The following is a 15,486-nucleotide window of genomic DNA, read 5'->3' as shown; positions in this document are numbered from 1 at the left end:
CCCGTACGGTTCTGTGAGGGGCGCCGGCCGCGAGGCCGGCGCCTACTCGACCACAGCAAGAAACCACAGAAGGAGGTTCATTGGCTCCGTGGGGGGAGACCCCCGCCGTCATCTGGCAGGTCACCGGGGGCGGGGAGCATCCGGAGCTCCCCGAGATTCTGTCAATCCTCTCGGGAGAGACCCCGAAAGAGGGGACCTACGGGTCAAACCCCCAGGAGAGGGGCGCCCTCATCCGCTTCTTCCTGAAAAGGGACCTCATCACCCTCTGGAACCACGCCGTGAGGCTCTGGGAAGCAGGCAGACCTGAAGGAGCCGCTCCTGGCGGGCAGGAGCTTGCCCTCTTTATCGAGGCTCTCCTTGATACCTTCCTTGTCGCCTGGGACCTCCCCGAAAAGCGGGACCTCCACCACCGCGTGCTCGCCCGTGACGGCTACCAGTGCCAGGTCCCAGGCTGCCGGTGCCGGCGCAACCTCAACGCCCACCACATCATCTTCCGCTCCCACGGAGGCCCCACGACCGAGTGGAATCTCACCACCATCTGCATTGCGCACCATCTCAGGTGTCTCCACGAGGGGCACCTCATCATCAGGGGCACGGCACCCCACAGCCTCACCTTCATCTTCCCCCGCGGCATGGGAGGCCGCTCTTCCGCATTCTGAAATATTTCTCTCTCTCAAGGATCTCTCATCACGAATCTATGAAATTCACTGTTTCTTCACCTGCGGTTCACTCTCTCTTCACGATGGAATGGTAGCATGAAAGCAGAATTAGAGAAAAGGAGTGGCACACCATGATTACCAGGGTGTTTGAAGGAAGAGGAATTCACCTGCCTACCTGCAAGACTGGCGGCTGCCTTTTTGACCCCAGGCTCTATGTGTCGGTCTTACCTTTTTCCAGCTGACAGGTTCGGAGAAAATCGATTTGACGCTCTCGGAGTCTGTCCCCATTCTCCAGAAGTTCCAGGGCGAAGGCGTGGTGGCGGGCAATCCTCTCCTGCGTCATGAGGGGGCCTCCCGAGGCCTCGATATCGGCCCAGGAGAGGAGGACCAGGTCGGGCAGGGCATCTCCGGCGTCACGGATGAGGCGCCTTATCGCCCGGGCCGTCACCTTCTTCTGCTCGGGGAGCAGTATCATCCTCAGGTGGTTCCTTATAAGGCGGGCAAGATGCTCTCTCTCCCCTTCCGTGACGCCGAGGGCCGGCGCATACTGCTCCGCGAGCTTTGCCCCCTCTTCCTCGTGGCCGATGAAGCTCACCCTTCCGTCGCGCTCTTCGGCCGTTGCAGGCTTCCCCGCGTCATGGAGGAGGGCCGCCAGTTTCAGAAGCGCCATGCGCCTGGTGACGGCACCGCCCGGCTCCACGAAGATCCCCTGCAAAAGCGGCGCCTGCCTGCCGAAGGACTCGAAGCCCTGCCGGAACAGCTCTTCAATGATTTCCATTGTCCTGAGGCTGTGGCGCCACACGTCAAGGGCGTGATAGTCGTTCTGAGAGGTGGCTGCCGCATCCTGAAGGGAGGGAATGAGGGCAAAGAGGGGCGCCGGATCCGCTTCAAAAGCCTCAGCAGCCCCCCCGCCCGACAAGATGTCAAAAAAACGCTCTGCCTTCATTTCCGCCTTTGCCTCCCTGCCAATAAAAAAGGGGGCTTGCGAGGCCCCCTCTTGCTGTCACATGTGCAGATCCCCTATTTCACGCCGGCGGGCTCGCCACAGGGAAGGCCTGCCCCCTTGCGGAGGGCATCGACCTTGTCAAGGCGCTCCCAGGGAAGATCGAGGTCATGGCGCCCGAAGTGCCCATAGCAGGCAACCTGGCGGAAAATAGGCTTTCTCAGCCCCAGATCCCTTATGATGGCGCCGGGCCTCAGGTCAAAATTCTTGTGGATAAGCTCTAGGATCTTCTCCTTGGGAATATGGTGCGTGTTGTAAGTGGTGATTGACACGCTCACCGGGTGGGCGACGCCGATTGCATAGGCAACAGCCACCTCGCACCGGTCTGCAAGGCCTGCAGCCACCACGTTCTTTGCCACGTAGCGCGCCGCGTAGCATGCCGAGCGGTCCACCTTGGTGGGGTCCTTGCCGGAGAAGCAGCCGCCGCCATGGTGGGCCATGCCGCCGTAGGTGTCAACGATGATCTTCCTCCCCGTGAGCCCCGTGTCTGCCACGGGCCCTCCCACGACAAAGCGCCCCGTGGGATTGATATAGATCTTGGTCTTGTCATCCATGAGGTCCTTGGGCACCACTTCATTGATAACCTTCTCCAGGATGCCCTCCCTTATGGTCTTCGTGTCAACGGAGGCCTTGTGGTGCGCCGATACGACAATGCTGTCTATCCTTACGGGCTTCGCCTGGTCGTACTCGATGGTGACCTGGGACTTCCCGTCGGGCCGCAGGAACGGAAGGATCTCCGAGCGGCGGCAGAAGCTCAGCTTCCGGCAGAGCTTATGGGCAAGCGTGATGGGGAGAGGCATGTATTCCTCGGTCTCACGGCAGGCATAGCCGAACATGATACCCTGGTCGCCTGCTCCGGTTCCCTCGATATCATCACATGCTGCGCCGCTGTTGCTCCCGTTCGCCTCCTTGCACTCAAAGGCCTTGTTCACGCCAAGGGCGATATCGGGAGACTGCTCATCAATTGAGACCAGTACGCCGCATGTGTCGGCATCAAAGCCTATCTCCGATTCGGTATACCCAATTTCGCGGACGACATTTCTCACTATCTTGGGAATATCAGTATAGCACTGCGTGGTAATCTGCCCGCCGACGTGGACGCACCCCGTATGCACGAAGGTTTCCACGGCAACGCGACCCATGGGGTCGTTTGTCATGATGTCATCGAGGATGGCATCGGATATCTGGTCGGCGACCTTGTCCGGATGGCCCTCTGTCACAGACTCTGATGTGAATAAGAATCTTTCCATTTCCATGTCTTTTTCCTCCTCATCTTTACAATCGCCCGGCATAGAGGCGCCGGTCCCGGAAATTAAACATTAATAATTCTCTCTCTACCGGCGAACTCCTCTTGGTTTCCTGAAAAAATCAGAGATCTTCCGTAGGCTGCTGGCCTGTGGGCATAGGCTTCGTGGGGGCTGAAAAATCCGTCGGCGCTCCCGGTGAAGATGACCCCTCGGGGAGAGGGCCCTCCTCAGTGGGAGAGTGGGCCGGTTTCGTGAAAAGGCCTCCCTTCGACCCCTTCTTGAGGGTATCAAAGCCTTTGAAGCGCTCCATTTTCTGGATCCTGTCATTTCCGGAGTCGGCAAGGTAAATATCACCTTGAGAGTCCACGGTGACGGCTTCGGGGGCCTCGAACTGCATGGCTCCCGAACCCCTGCTCCCCCACTCGAGAAGATACTTCCCTCCGCAGGAATACTTCACGATGCGGTAATTCCCGGAATCAACCACCATGAGGTTGTCCTTGCTGTCTATGGCAAGCGCCAGGGGCTTGACAAACTGGTTCTTCCCGCTGCCCTCGGTGCCCCAGCGGTCAATGTACTGGCCCTCCTGGTTGAATTTCTGGATCCGGTGGTTCATGGTGTCAGCCACATAGATGTTGTTCATCGAGTCCACGGCCACGTCCCAGGGGCTGTTGAACTGCCCCGCCCCTGAACCGGAATCACCGAAGGTGAAGATAAACTGGCCCTCGGGCGAGAACTTCTGGATGCGGTTGTTTTCCGTGTCGGCGATGAAAATATTGCCTTTCCTGTCAACGAAAATCCCCGTGGGCTGGGCCATATAGCCAGTCTCCTGGCCGAGGGAGCCGATCTCCATCAGAAACCTTCCATCACGGGAAAATTTCTGGACCCTGTTGTTGCTGCTGTCAGTCACATAGACATTCCCCGCGCTGTCAAGGGCAAGCCTCACGGGAGTGTCGAACTGGCCGTTGTCGGTGCCTTTCTCACCCCACATGTGCACAAGTCTCATCTTGCCGTCAAACTTCTGGACACGGTTGTTCCCCGTGTCGGCCACGTAAATGAAGCCGCCCTCGTCAAGGGCGACGCCGCATGGGTTCTTGAGCTCTCCCGGGTTGAATCCCGGTTTTCCCAGCGGTGTCGATGATGAAGGCGGCTGATCCCCCTGGCTCATGATGAAAAAGTATATCAGAATGCCCAGAACAAGGGTCGTCACAAGCAGGGCAAGCCACAGGAAACCTTTCTTGCTCATAGTTCCAGTTTCTCCCGTTGGAAAATATCACCAGGGCAGGGGAGCGCTCCTAGGCAGTCTGGCCCGGCGGCTCGTCGCGCCCCTCCACGGAGGTCTCTTCCTCCCCGGGGGATTCTTCCTCCTCTGAGGGCTCATCGCTGTCCTGGTCACCGGGCTCCCTTTCAAGGGGCTCAAAGCGGACCCACACCATAGTTTCCTGGATCTCTTCATCCCAGTATTCATGAGACCCCGCTATGAAATAGCCCAGGTCCTTGAAAGTGCCTTCGTGGCGCGTATATATCCTGAAGACATCCTCTCTGGAGGTGCCTTCAATGGCAAGCTCGCCACCCCTGGAGCGGGCATCTTCCGCGAGGGCCTCAAGGAGCGTGAAAAAGACGCTCTGGTAGCCGGGGAGCACGGCAATGTCCTCAACCAGCACGACATCCTCCTTCTCCCTTCCCTCCACAAGGCTCCCGGTGACCCAGGCGATAAGGTATCCCACCAGGGTATCGCCATCAAAAACGCCCCAGCTCAGGTTCTCATTTCCCTCCACTGCAGACTCAAGATTCTTCCTTATCACCTCTTCACCGGCAGTGAGCTCAGGGGGATAGACCTGAGCCTCGAGCTCATGGATCCTCCCGGCATGTTCACTTGTCAGCCCTATTACTTCCATAGCTTCCTCCCTCGACAAAGATTTACCTGGCGAGCCATACCTCATCGAGCACGAAAAGCCCCGAAGGGTGGGGGGAAAAATCCCTGACCCGCTGCTGGAAAGCCACTGCCTGGGACTGATATCCCAGAGGCACCATAGGCATATCTGCCAAAAGCAGCTCCTGTATCTTTTTATAACAAGCCGCCCTTTTTCCCTTTTCCGGCGTTCTGCGGGCCTTCACAAGGAGCTCTCCGATCTCAGCGTTCTGGTAAAAGCAGACATTGCTCCCCCCCTGCCTTGCATTCATTGGATCCCACGACGTGGTAAGGAACGTATCGGCATCACCGGTCTCGTCCATTGCTCCCCACAGGGCAAGCTCATACTCGCCGTAACGGACCCTCCTGGCGAACTCACCGTAGGGGAGCTTCTGCACCGTCACTTTTACCCCGCCTTTCCTGAGGTATTCGCTCACCTTGAGGGCAATTCCCCCAGGATCGGCCATGGTGGGAAGGCTCCCCTCGGGGCAGAGCATCACCATCCTGGAAGGCCATCGGCATTGCGCGGCAAGGGCACTGCCCTTTTTCAGGTTATAGGGAAAGCTCTCATGCCTCACATAACCCGGCATGCCGGGCGGGATGACTGCAGAGGCGGCTATCATGGGGGTTCTCGAGCAGAGCTCCTGCCTGTTCACCAGGTACGAAAGGGCCAGGCGGGCATTTTTCTGCTGGAAGGGAAACCTCAGGCAGTTGAGAGCCAGATAGCAGAGGTGGAGACGCGGGAGCTTCACCACGGTGATGTTTTCCCTGTTCTTAAGGTCATCGGCAGAGTGGTAAGCCTCGAGGCTCACCAGGTCAAGGTTCCCCCTCTCAAGCTGCCTCAGGCATGAAACAGGGTCTCGGTAAGGCTCGAAAATAATGCGGTCCAGGAAGGGCTTCTTCCCCCAGTAGTCCCTGTTGGAGGAAAGCACTATTCTGCTCGGCTTTCTCCATTCGGTGAACCTGAAAGGCCCTGTTCCCACGGGATTTTGATAAAACTCGTCCTTCCATTTCTTCACCGAGGCAGGGCTCACAATGGCAAAATAGGGGAGGGCGATCTTCCTGAGAAACATGCAGTCAGGCTGAAGAAGCACGATCCTCAGCGTATAAGGATCGAGGACCTCCACTTTCTCGATAGCATTGCGGTAGCTCCCGAAAAGGGAATCATAGCAATGGAAGCGCCCGTAGCTAGGATAATGAAAGGGATGGCGGGGGTCCCTCTGCCTGTCAAAATTGAATTTCACCGCCCAGGCATCACAGAGGGTGCCGTCATGGAACTTCACATTCTTTCTGAGCGCAAAGGTCCAGACCCTTGAGTCCTTGACGGTCCACGAGAGCGCGAGAGAAGGGATCGTGTCAAAGGACCTGCGGTCAAAGCGCACAAGAGTCTCGTAGATGTTGGAAGTCACTGAGGCAGAGGTGGTCTCCTGCAAAACCCCCGGGTCGAGGAATTTTACCTCGCCGAAAGCGCCAAAAATAAGGGCCCCTCCAGGGGAAGGAGCCTCAGAAGCTGAAAGGGAAGCATCACTGAGGCAGCGATCTGGAGCGCCGATGCTCTCATGGGGAAAAACAGGCATCGTGCAAAGGAGGAAAAAGCTGCCAAGCCACCACAGCACAAAGCAAGGAATGCGCATCCCATAGATGGCAATGACTTATCCCTCCTTGACCTTATTCTTCTTGTAGGAAATATTTCCCGCGGCTATCTCCTCAAGGGCAACGCTCACCGATTTGGTCGATGACGTCTTGATCATCCTGGGATACCCGTCATTAAGCTGCCGGGCACGTTTTGACACCATGGTCACCAGGCTGAACTTGCTGTCAACTTTATCGAGGAGTTCCTCAATACTGGGTTCTATCATCAGTCTTTCCTCCCTCCTGTCATTCTGCTTCTCACACAAAGAGGTACTTTCCTCTTTTTGTCTTTAACCTTTCGGCAGTCATTACGGCCTTCATCGAGGCAATCGCCTCTTCCAGCGAGTCATTCACGATGCAGTATTCATAACTGCCTACAAAGGTAAGCTCATGCTTTGCCACTTCAATCCTTCGGGCTATCTTCTCCCCGCTCTCGGTACCCCTTCCCTCAAGACGGCGCCTCAGCTCGGCAATATCCGGCGGCGCGACAAAGACGAAAACCGCTTCCTTTTCACGGTCCATGAGCTGCAGGCCGCCCTGCACGTCAATGTCGAGCACCATGTCATTTCCCGAGGCAAGACACTCTTCGACGGCTCTGCGGGGGGTGCCGTAATATTCGTCATGGACATGAGCCCATTCCAGGAACTCGTCGCGCCCTGCCATGGACTTGAAAACCTCACGGGAGAGAAAGTGATAATGGACTCCCTCCCTTTCTCCCTGCCGCGGGCTTCTCGTGGTAGCCGACACAGAGAACCTTACCGAGGGGGCCTCCCGGAGGATCGTCTCCAGGATCGTGCCTTTTCCCGCGCCCGAAGGGCCCGACACCACGAACAGGATGCCTTTCATCAGACTTCCTTATCCTTCTTGTTGCACCTCTGCACCACTGTTTCGGGCTGGTTGGCGGAGAGAATTACATGGCCGTTTTCCATGATGATGACAGAGCGTGTTCTGTGTCCCGCCGTGGCATCGATGAGCTTCTTTTCCTTTTTAGATTCCCTGATGAGCCTTTTTATGGGAGCAGAGTCGGGGCTCACCACGGCCACAATCTTGTCCATGGAAACAAAATTTCCGTATCCAATTCCTAAGACCATATAGACTTGACCTCTTGCCTGGAGGATAGACTCCGGAACTCACTCTTGTGAGAAATTCAGGATCATTCTCTTCCTGTGGGAAATTTCCTCCTTTCTGGTCCTCAGGGAGGAATATTAAAGCCCAGGAAAAATTGCTAAAGAAGTGATGCATATGAAATATTCTTTTCTGGACGTGGTCATCTCCGCCCTTGCCCTCTCGGCAGGCCTTCTTGCTCTCATCGAGCTTCTCCTCTTTTTCCTGTGCTGGATCCTGGTCATCTCCCAGAGCTTCCTCCATTTCATCCCCTACCTGGGATGGCTCTATCTTTCCCTGCAGCCCGTCAACAACTGGGGCCTTATAGGGATATCCCTCATCACCCTGTGCTCTTTCCTGCGGTACAGGGAATCACTGAAATCCCGAAGCCTCAACGACGGAAGTGACGGGGTGGAGAAAACCGTAAGGCTCAGAAAAAAAATCCTTGTTCTTTCCCTTATTGCGACGGCTCTTGCGATAAGCCACAGGGTGGCCTGGAGCGCATGGCCGTGGGTCTACTGGTGAGGAGGTGCAGCATGGCAGGACTATTCACTGAGCTCGCTACTGAATTTGCCCTTTTCAGGGCCGCTTCAGCTCTTAAAAAAGAGGAGCATGCCAGGGCAAAGCTCATACTCTCTGAAGCACTGGAGAAGAACCCTGATCATGAGGGGCTCCTGGCCACGCTCGGCTCCCTCGCGCTCATTGAAAATGACTGCACCGGGGCCCGCGATTTTTACTCGCGGGCAGTGAAGGCGGGACCCCGCAATCCTTCGCACCATCTCTTTCTCGGCATAACGGACCTCATGGAGCACCGCTATGACAGTGCTTCACTGTTATTTGCACAGTGCCGTGAAATGTCGCCAGAGAACCTGCTTGCCAGGAACTATCTGTCTCTCTGCGCGCTGCTTGCCGGAGACTGCGGGAAGGCCATTGCAGACCTCAAGCGTGACGGCCTCTATTCAAGCTCACTGTGTGGAGCATGGCTCATGTATGCATTGGAGAACGCCCTGATAGGCTTTGAGCAGCCCGGAAAGGACCCTGGAGCCCTCTCTCCACCTGCCGAGGCCGCAGACGGTTCTTCAGCCCCACCCACAAGCCAGCCAGAGAACATTAGCAGCGAACCGAGCCAGGCCCCCGCAGGTCCGGAAGAAAAGAAGAGCACGCTCCTGGAAGGGCTTGTCAATGCATTCCCGGCGGCACTTTACTGGTTCATTGCCCAGTACCATCTCTCCAGGGAGCATTTTCCCAAAGCCCTCCCCCTCTTCAGAAAAATACTTGTCCTCTCGCCCGGGACGCAGCGCATCCACTTTCACATCGGCGAGTGCCTCTTCTACGAGGAGCACTTCGACGAAGCCTTCCCCCATTTTGAAAAATCTCAGGCCTGTGACGGCGAAAACCCGGAGGTCCTCTACTACCTGGGAAAAATCTACCAGAAGCGGGGGGAATGGGACAATGCCCGGGACCATCTTGCCCGTTCCCTTGCCCTTTTTCCCAAATCACCGGAGATACTCTATTCCCTTGGAGAGATAGCACTCCGGAGGGGTTTCAGGGACGAGGCCATCGGCTTCTTTAAAAAAGCCGCTGAATATGATTTTTCGTATCTCAGGGAAAAGCTCCAGAAGCTTGAGGAAAAGTGCCGGAAGGGGTAAAGCTCAGGAGAGGGGGGGGCCTCCGAAGACCTGGAGGTCCATTTTCTCCTTCGACCATTCCTTCATATCCCACATCCCCCAGGCATCAAAGAAGATACAGTCCTTCTTTGCCTGCTTCTTTGCATAGGCCGGGGAGATCTCCCTGAAGGCGGAATGATTGGTCATGAGCACCACGGCATCGGCATCCTTGAGGACGGTATCCAGGCCGTCTGACGAGCAGAAAGGATCGAAGGCATAGACCCTTGCACCGGCTTTTTTCAGGATCTCAATCATCCGCAGCGACGGAGACTGCCGGAGATCATCTACTTCGGCCTTGTAGGCCATCCCGAGAACGCCCACCTTGCAGACCTCAAGACGCTTCCCCTTTTCCTTGAGACGCTCTCTCAGGCGCTTTACGATGTAAGCGGGAATATTCTCGTTGAGCTTCCAGGCATTCAGGATAAAATCGGGGATGGCGGCGTTTTCAAGAAGAAAGTAGCCGTCCTTGGAGAAATTCGGGCCGCCGCAGGGACCGGGAAGGGGGATATGCTCCCTGGGATAATCCTTGTTGATGGTGCTGATGATCTGGTGGGCATTGACTCCGTAATGCTCCGCTATGAGGGCATACTCGTTGGCGATGGCAAACCGCACGTAACGGAACACGTTTGAAAAGAGCTTGGCCACCTCGGCGCTTGTCGAGTCCATCAGGACGGCACTTTTTTCTTTTCCCAGCTTTGCGAAGACTGCCGCCGCAAGCTCTGCGCTTGCGGGATCAACGCCGCCGATAATCTCCGGAAGGGTCTCCAGCTCTTCCATCACGCTCCCCTCGACCACACGCTCAGGGCAGGCGGCAAGAAAGAGATCCTTGCCCACCACCAGCGAAGTCTGCTCCTCGATAAAGGGCTTTATCACGTTCACGCAGGTGCCGGGCGACACGGTGCTCCGCACTATGATGAGCTGGCTCTCATGAAGGGCGGGCTTGAGGGTCTTCAGGGCCGAGATTATGGAGGCGAAATCAGGGCGGATCTCCTCGTCAAGCGACATGCCGATGCATATTATGATGACATCAGCCTCGCCAAGGCGCCCCTCGTCGGAAGTCACTTCTAGCTTCTTGCTCTTCAGGGCTTCTCTGAGAAGGGGCTGCGTGTTTTCCTCCTTGAAAGGCATGGAGCCGCTGCTTACGGAACGAAGGAGCGACTCATTGATGTCCAGGCCGATGACCTGCACCTTCTTGGAGGCAAACTTGATCGCAATGGGAAGACCCATCCTGCCCAGGCCCAGTATGCCGAGGATAAAGCGGTTTTTCTCTATTTTTTCCCGGAGCGCACCTTCCATAGACCCTCCTTCTCATGACTTCTCCCTCGGGGGGCCTTTTCCTTTTCAGGCAGAGAAGGAGGATTGAGGCAGATGGTGGTGTATAGTAATGAATACCATGCGGCTTGAAGCATTCGACTACTTTCTCCCGCCAGGGCTCATTGCCCAGGAGCCGCTCCCTGAAAGAGACTGCTCCCGCCTCATGATTGTGAGACGGAAGGAGGGAACCATTTCCCACAGCACCTTCAGGGAGCTTCCCTCCCTGCTCCCGGCAGGCTCGCTTTTGGTGATGAACAGCAGCAAGGTTATCCCGGCAAGGCTCATGTGCAGGAAACAGAGCGGCGGAAAAGTGGAGGTGCTCCTTACAAGGCGCCTGACAGACACGCGCTGGGAGGGCCTCTTGAGGCCCTCCAGAAGAGTACCTGCCGGTACACGGCTGGAAGTCCCGGGCCATGCCCTGGCAATCACTGTTGTCGCAAGATGTCCCGGCGGCTCCTCCACGGTGGAGCTCCACTACGAGGGGGATTTCTGGGAGCTCCTCTCAAAGTGCGGCAGGACTCCCCTTCCTCCCTATATCAAGAAGAATCTTGAAGATGACCGGCGCTATCAGACCATCTATGCCCGCGAGAAAGGCTCTGTCGCCGCCCCTACGGCAGGCCTCCACTTTACCGAGGCTCTCTTTGAAAAACTCGGCCGGGGCGGCTTCCGGAAAGCCTTCATCACCCTCCATATCGGCCCCGGCACATTCCGCATGGTGAAAACCGACGAGATAGAAAAGCACCGCATGGAGGAGGAATACTATTCCATCCCGGCGGAAACGGCCGATGCCATCAGGGAGGCCCGCTGCGAGGGGAGAACTGTCGTGGCCGTGGGCACCACGACGGTGCGCGCCCTGGAGTCGGCATACGACAGCGGGGCGATCCTCAGGCGCCCTGAAGGGCCGAGCAGCCTTTTCATATACCCGGGCTTCCGCTTTTCCATCGTGGAGGCCCTCATCACTAACTTTCATCTCCCCCGCTCTACGCTCATAATGCTCACAAGCGCCTTCGCCGGGAGGGATCTGCTGATGGAGGCCTACCAGGAGGCCATCAGGGAGCAATACAGGGTATACAGCCTCGGAGACGCCATGCTTATTCTCTAGAAAGGATCACCGCACCGGGCATCAAGAAGGTCCCTGCCAGAGGCTACTCCCCTATGATCTTGACCAGGACTCGCTTCTGGCGGCGCCCGTCAAACTCCGCGTAGAAAATCTGCTCCCAGGGCCCGAAATCAAGCTTTCCCCCCGTGATCGCCACTACCACTTCGCGGCCCATGATCTGCCTTTTCAGATGAGCATCGGCATTATCCTCCCCCGTGCGGTTGTGATGATACCTGGAGACAGGCTCATGGGGGGCAAGGCCTTCAAGCCACACGTCATAGTCATGGATGAGGCCTCTTTCATCGTCATTGATGTAGATACTGGCCGTGATGTGCATGGCGTTCACCAGGCACAGCCCCTCGCGGACGCCGCTTTTTCTGACGAGCTCCTCCACGGTGGGCGTTATGTTGAGGTAGTCCCTCCTTGAAGGGACCTTGAAGGTGAGATACTCAGTAAGTGATTTCATAAAAGTCCTCCTGAACCATGATGGGGGCAGCCTCATTCATTTTTTTCCCGGGCTGGGGAATTCCTTCATTCCGGCATTCCACCCCATATTTCCGTGAGGGCCCCGGGGATGAGAAAAAAAGAGGGAAATCGGGCGCCATAGAGAAAACATGGGCACTTCACCTGCGGAGTGCACCATGGTACGGCTCATAATTACAATGATCATCGCGGGAATCCTGGGGGGGGCCATTGCCTACCTTGGAAACCAGCTCGGCCGCTACATAGGGAGGAAAAAGCTCTCTATTTTCCGCCTCAGGCCTCGCCATACCTCCATACTCATCACTACCATCACCGGAACCCTCATCGCAGCAGGAACTCTCCTCTTCGCCTACCTCTCCTCATGGGAGGTGCGCACCCTTTTCGCGGGCCTCCAGAAATTCAAGACCGAGGTGGCCACCCAGACGATAAGAACCATTGAGCAGGCCGATGTGAGCGGCGTAGTGTACAAGGAAAGAGAGCCGATACTTACTGCCGTCGTTGACGGCACCAAGGGCTACGAGGCGGTGACAGAGCAGATAAGCGAAGTGCTCGGCTATGCGAACGAGGCCGCCCTGCAGAAGAGCAAGGAAGTGGCCGACCTCATGGGCGCCGATTTCACGCTTCCCCGCGACGGCAAGCTTGTAGGCTACATCCCGGAAGAGTTGAATAACCTTGCCACCTTCATTGACAAGAAGAAAAACAAGGTTATCGTGATGGTATTCCCCCTGGGGTACGCCTTTCTCGGGGATAAATTCGCCGTGGGCTTTTACCCCATCGATTACAAGCCCAATGTATTCTCCCAGGACCAGGAGATCACCAGTGCATCAATCAACGGCACGAGCAACAAGGGCGAGCTCTTTACCAGCCTTGCCAAGCTTATCGTCAAGGCAAAGGGCGAGGCCATCCGCAAGGGGATGATAGAAAATCCCAAGACTTACCAGCTCATCGAGCTTGACAGGGACTATTTCCTCCAGACCATCGACAAGATCGGCGCCATGAAAAAAACGGTCACCGTCGTGGTGAAAGCCAAGAAATCGGTGGACAACAGGGGACCTCTCGAAGTCTATCTGGAGCTGAAATGAGGAAGGCTTCCAGGCCCCGCGGAGCAGGCGGATCGCGCCGCATCCCTGTTACTTCATGAAAACCATGGCTATCGTGATGACCCAGAGGACACTCGAGGCCAGGGTGAGGCTCTGGGCGCTCTTGATCAAGCTGAACTTCCTCTCGGCGATCTGGGCCGTGGAGAAATTACGCCTGAGGATATCGCGCTGCATGTCCAGGGGCTTTATCCTGGTGAAATCGTGGACATAGTTGTCAGCAGTTTTCCTTGCGAGGATGTCACCGAAAAAAACGAGGTCCGTGCGGCCAGCCTTCTCTGAGTAATCACCTTTTGTCATGATGACCATGAGGCAGTAGAAAATCGCGGCGATGGAGGCGACAAAAAACCCCAGCTGGAAGATTCCCTCGAAGCCTGAAAAAGCTTTCGCCGCTCCCCTTTCTCCCATCAGGAATGAAGTGGCTGATGCGAGGAAGATGCTGTTTATCACGATGAGGTTATTGGCCTTGTTGTCGGCGAACTGCACCAGGTTCTGGTTGTAGTGAAGCACATCAAAGGCCGACTTGAGATCGATGCCTGCCGTATCGGCGGCGAGAGGTTCATGGGACGATCTGTCCATTGCTATACCCATCTGGTCCACACTCCTTTCCTTGCCTCTATCATAGCAGGAGCGAAGACCCCTTTCAGTGCCATTTGTCACATTCCGTCAGGAAACTGTCTCGACAAGCCCCTTTTTCATCATCCACTCGATGACGGCTTCGGTGGCTTCACGCCAGTAGTAGGTCCGCTCATCAGGCTCGCAGGCCAGGTAGCCCTCCATGATAAGGTGGATAAGGGAGAGCGCCTGGGGATACTGGACTATCATCTCGGCGATCTTGGCATCCTCGCCTTCAAAGCAGCAGTAAATCCTGTCGCCCCCCGGCTCCGGGACCGGGATCTTTTCATAGCGGTCATAATGATGAATCATGGCACACCCCCGCAGGCATCGGTGATTGTTCCTCTTCCATTATAGCATGAATTCGCACTGATCTTATGGAAAGTCCTGCCTCGGCGAGGAAATGCAAAAAGGATTCTCGCGATGAAACCATAATTATTCCATGGGGAGCTCTTGGTGCGTGCTCTGGCGGATTTATGAGAATACTTGCAAGAACAGCAATCTTTCTTTTGGGCATTGCAGCGCTCCTTGTGCTCCTTGGGGCTGCCATGAAAAAAAACACTACCTTCATAGAACCGGTTGACAGGCTCCTCCGGCTGCAGACGCCCGGGGAGTTCTCATCCGGCGCCTTTGTGAATACGGGGTTTTCAGAGGAGGCGGGCGGCGTGGTCCTTGCTCCCGAGGGCACAGGCGCCGCAAGAAAGGGGCAATATGTCTCTTCTGAGCTGCCTGCCGGATTCCTTTTCAAGGAGCTCATTCCCTCGTGCAACATATCGTGCCCTCCCGGATGCGGCTTTCTCTTTGAGCTGAGAGTGCGCGGGGATGAGGGGCCATGGTCGTCATGGCTCTCTCTTGGGGGATGGGGCGTGGTTCCGCGGCAGAAGGCTCCTCTGACCCGCGATAAAGTGGCTGCCGTGAAAGTCGATTACCTTGTTGCTCCCAAAGGCGCCACCACCGTGCAGTTCCGCCTTTCCCTCTATTCAAAAAATGGAGAGGCCACGCCCGTGATAAGGCTCATCACGGCGGCATGCTCAAGCGAGAGGGGGGACAGGGATCTCCCCCTCAGGAGCAGGGCGCCGGCAAGTCTTCCCCTCACGCAGTGGAACAGGACACTCCCCGTTCCCTTCCGCTCGCAGACTGCCGAGGAGAGCTCCATAGCAGGCCATATCTGCTCTCCCACGAGCGTAAGCATGGTAATGGAGTACTGGGGCGTCTCCCTTCCCACGAAAGAGGTTGCGGCTCTCCTCTATGACAGCTCCCACAAGATGTACGGCATCTGGTGGCGCGCCGTGGAAGGGGCAAGCCAGTATGGCTTCGAGGGGTGGGTGCAGTGCTTCAGGAACTGGGAGCAGGTGAAGGAATGGATCGCAAGAGACACCCCTGTCATCGCCTGCGTGTCCTTCGGGGCCGGAGAGCTCGGGGGCTCAATGACTCCCCAGTCTGAGGGCCACGTGATGGTCATCAGGGGCTTTGATAAAAAGGGGAACCCTCTCTGCAACGATCCCGCCGGGGCCGATGAAGACCGGGGCTCCGTCACCTATGACCGCGAGGAGTTTGCGAAAGCATGGTTTGACAGGGGGGGGGTGGGCTACCTCATCAGACCCCTTTATTCTCCTTAAGACTTTTCCTCGTGCTTCTCCGGGGTGCAGACCAGATC

The 15,486-nt window shown here is 56.5% G+C and carries 18 protein-coding genes; 6 read left to right on the top strand and 12 right to left on the bottom strand.

Translation table 11 applies throughout. From position 1 onward, the window contains the following. Positions 1 to 80: 80 nt before the first annotated feature. Positions 81 to 659 carry an HNH endonuclease signature motif containing protein gene (locus RDV48_03970; GenBank protein ID MDQ7821934.1) on the top strand — a complete coding sequence of 193 codons (579 nt, stop codon included), beginning with the start codon at positions 81 to 83 and terminating at the stop codon, positions 657 to 659. 211 nt (positions 660 to 870) lie between these two features. Here RDV48_03970 and RDV48_03965 read toward each other — a convergent pair whose 3' ends face one another. The 8 genes from RDV48_03965 to RDV48_03930 form a co-directional block, all read right to left on the bottom strand. Then, positions 871 to 1,605 (bottom strand): HD domain-containing protein, encoded by a 735-nt coding sequence (locus RDV48_03965; GenBank protein MDQ7821933.1) that lies wholly within the window; start codon positions 1,603 to 1,605, stop codon positions 871 to 873. A 74-nt stretch (positions 1,606 to 1,679) separates the two neighbouring features. Then, positions 1,680 to 2,918 carry a methionine adenosyltransferase gene (gene metK / locus RDV48_03960; protein MDQ7821932.1) on the bottom strand — a complete coding sequence of 413 codons (1,239 nt, stop codon included), beginning with the start codon at positions 2,916 to 2,918 and terminating at the stop codon, positions 1,680 to 1,682. A gap of 112 nt (positions 2,919 to 3,030) precedes the next feature. After that, entirely contained in the window at positions 3,031 to 4,152 is a 1,122-nt protein-coding gene (locus RDV48_03955) for a 6-bladed beta-propeller (GenBank protein ID MDQ7821931.1), read from the bottom strand. Positions 4,153 to 4,201: 49 nt separating this feature from the next. Beyond that, the gene (locus tag RDV48_03950; protein MDQ7821930.1) at positions 4,202 to 4,804 is read right to left on the bottom strand and encodes a GNAT family N-acetyltransferase; all 603 of its coding nucleotides are present in this window, start codon (positions 4,802 to 4,804) and stop codon (positions 4,202 to 4,204) included. Between the two features lie 22 nt (positions 4,805 to 4,826). Next, positions 4,827 to 6,251 carry an ABC transporter substrate-binding protein gene (locus RDV48_03945; protein MDQ7821929.1) on the bottom strand — a complete coding sequence of 475 codons (1,425 nt, stop codon included), beginning with the start codon at positions 6,249 to 6,251 and terminating at the stop codon, positions 4,827 to 4,829. Positions 6,252 to 6,470: 219 nt separating this feature from the next. Next, complete coding sequence (rpoZ, locus tag RDV48_03940; protein ID MDQ7821928.1) at positions 6,471 to 6,677, bottom strand: DNA-directed RNA polymerase subunit omega; 207 nt, start codon at positions 6,675 to 6,677, stop codon at positions 6,471 to 6,473. Between the two features lie 31 nt (positions 6,678 to 6,708). After that, positions 6,709 to 7,296 carry a guanylate kinase gene (gene gmk / locus RDV48_03935; protein ID MDQ7821927.1) on the bottom strand — a complete coding sequence of 196 codons (588 nt, stop codon included), beginning with the start codon at positions 7,294 to 7,296 and terminating at the stop codon, positions 6,709 to 6,711. Next, positions 7,296 to 7,541 carry a DUF370 domain-containing protein gene (locus RDV48_03930; protein MDQ7821926.1) on the bottom strand — a complete coding sequence of 82 codons (246 nt, stop codon included), beginning with the start codon at positions 7,539 to 7,541 and terminating at the stop codon, positions 7,296 to 7,298. The genes gmk and RDV48_03930 overlap by 1 nt, the downstream gene beginning before the upstream one ends. A 151-nt stretch (positions 7,542 to 7,692) precedes the next feature. On the opposite strand from RDV48_03930, the gene RDV48_03925 reads away from it, so the two are divergent. Further along, complete coding sequence (locus RDV48_03925; GenBank protein MDQ7821925.1) at positions 7,693 to 8,079, top strand: hypothetical protein; 387 nt, start codon at positions 7,693 to 7,695, stop codon at positions 8,077 to 8,079. Positions 8,080 to 8,090: 11 nt separating this feature from the next. After that, positions 8,091 to 9,203 carry a tetratricopeptide repeat protein gene (locus RDV48_03920; protein ID MDQ7821924.1) on the top strand — a complete coding sequence of 371 codons (1,113 nt, stop codon included), beginning with the start codon at positions 8,091 to 8,093 and terminating at the stop codon, positions 9,201 to 9,203. Between the two features lie 3 nt (positions 9,204 to 9,206). On the opposite strand, the gene RDV48_03915 is transcribed toward RDV48_03920, so the two are convergent. Next, positions 9,207 to 10,517, bottom strand: a complete 1,311-nt coding sequence (locus RDV48_03915; protein ID MDQ7821923.1) for a nucleotide sugar dehydrogenase — start codon at positions 10,515 to 10,517, stop codon at positions 9,207 to 9,209. 88 nt (positions 10,518 to 10,605) lie between these two features. On the opposite strand from RDV48_03915, the gene queA reads away from it, so the two are divergent. Further along, on the top strand, positions 10,606 to 11,637 hold the full coding sequence (gene queA / locus RDV48_03910; GenBank protein ID MDQ7821922.1) for a tRNA preQ1(34) S-adenosylmethionine ribosyltransferase-isomerase QueA: 1,032 nt from the start codon (positions 10,606 to 10,608) through the stop codon (positions 11,635 to 11,637). A gap of 43 nt (positions 11,638 to 11,680) precedes the next feature. Here queA and RDV48_03905 read toward each other — a convergent pair whose 3' ends face one another. Beyond that, positions 11,681 to 12,100, bottom strand: coding sequence for a secondary thiamine-phosphate synthase enzyme YjbQ (locus RDV48_03905; GenBank protein MDQ7821921.1), 420 nt, complete (start codon positions 12,098 to 12,100; stop codon positions 11,681 to 11,683). 175 nt (positions 12,101 to 12,275) lie between these two features. Between RDV48_03905 and RDV48_03900 the strand changes: the two genes are divergently transcribed. Then, positions 12,276 to 13,199 (top strand): DUF3084 domain-containing protein, encoded by a 924-nt coding sequence (locus tag RDV48_03900; protein ID MDQ7821920.1) that lies wholly within the window; start codon positions 12,276 to 12,278, stop codon positions 13,197 to 13,199. Positions 13,200 to 13,247: 48 nt separating this feature from the next. Here the strand turns inward: RDV48_03900 and RDV48_03895 are convergent, their stop codons facing one another. Then, positions 13,248 to 13,805: a DUF5706 domain-containing protein gene (locus RDV48_03895; protein ID MDQ7821919.1), complete on the bottom strand. Its 558-nt coding sequence runs from the start codon at positions 13,803 to 13,805 to the stop codon at positions 13,248 to 13,250. Positions 13,806 to 13,880: 75 nt separating this feature from the next. Continuing rightward, positions 13,881 to 14,141: a hypothetical protein gene (locus RDV48_03890; protein ID MDQ7821918.1), complete on the bottom strand. Its 261-nt coding sequence runs from the start codon at positions 14,139 to 14,141 to the stop codon at positions 13,881 to 13,883. 164 nt (positions 14,142 to 14,305) lie between these two features. Between RDV48_03890 and RDV48_03885 the strand changes: the two genes are divergently transcribed. Next, positions 14,306 to 15,448 (top strand): C39 family peptidase, encoded by a 1,143-nt coding sequence (locus tag RDV48_03885; GenBank protein ID MDQ7821917.1) that lies wholly within the window; start codon positions 14,306 to 14,308, stop codon positions 15,446 to 15,448. The last annotated feature ends 38 nt before the right edge of the window (positions 15,449 to 15,486 follow it).

The organism is Candidatus Eremiobacterota bacterium, from assembly GCA_031082125.1.
Taxonomy (GTDB): domain Bacteria; phylum Vulcanimicrobiota; class CADAWZ01; order CADAWZ01; family Ess09-12; genus Ess09-12.
This window is presented reverse-complemented; position numbering and strand designations above follow the sequence as displayed.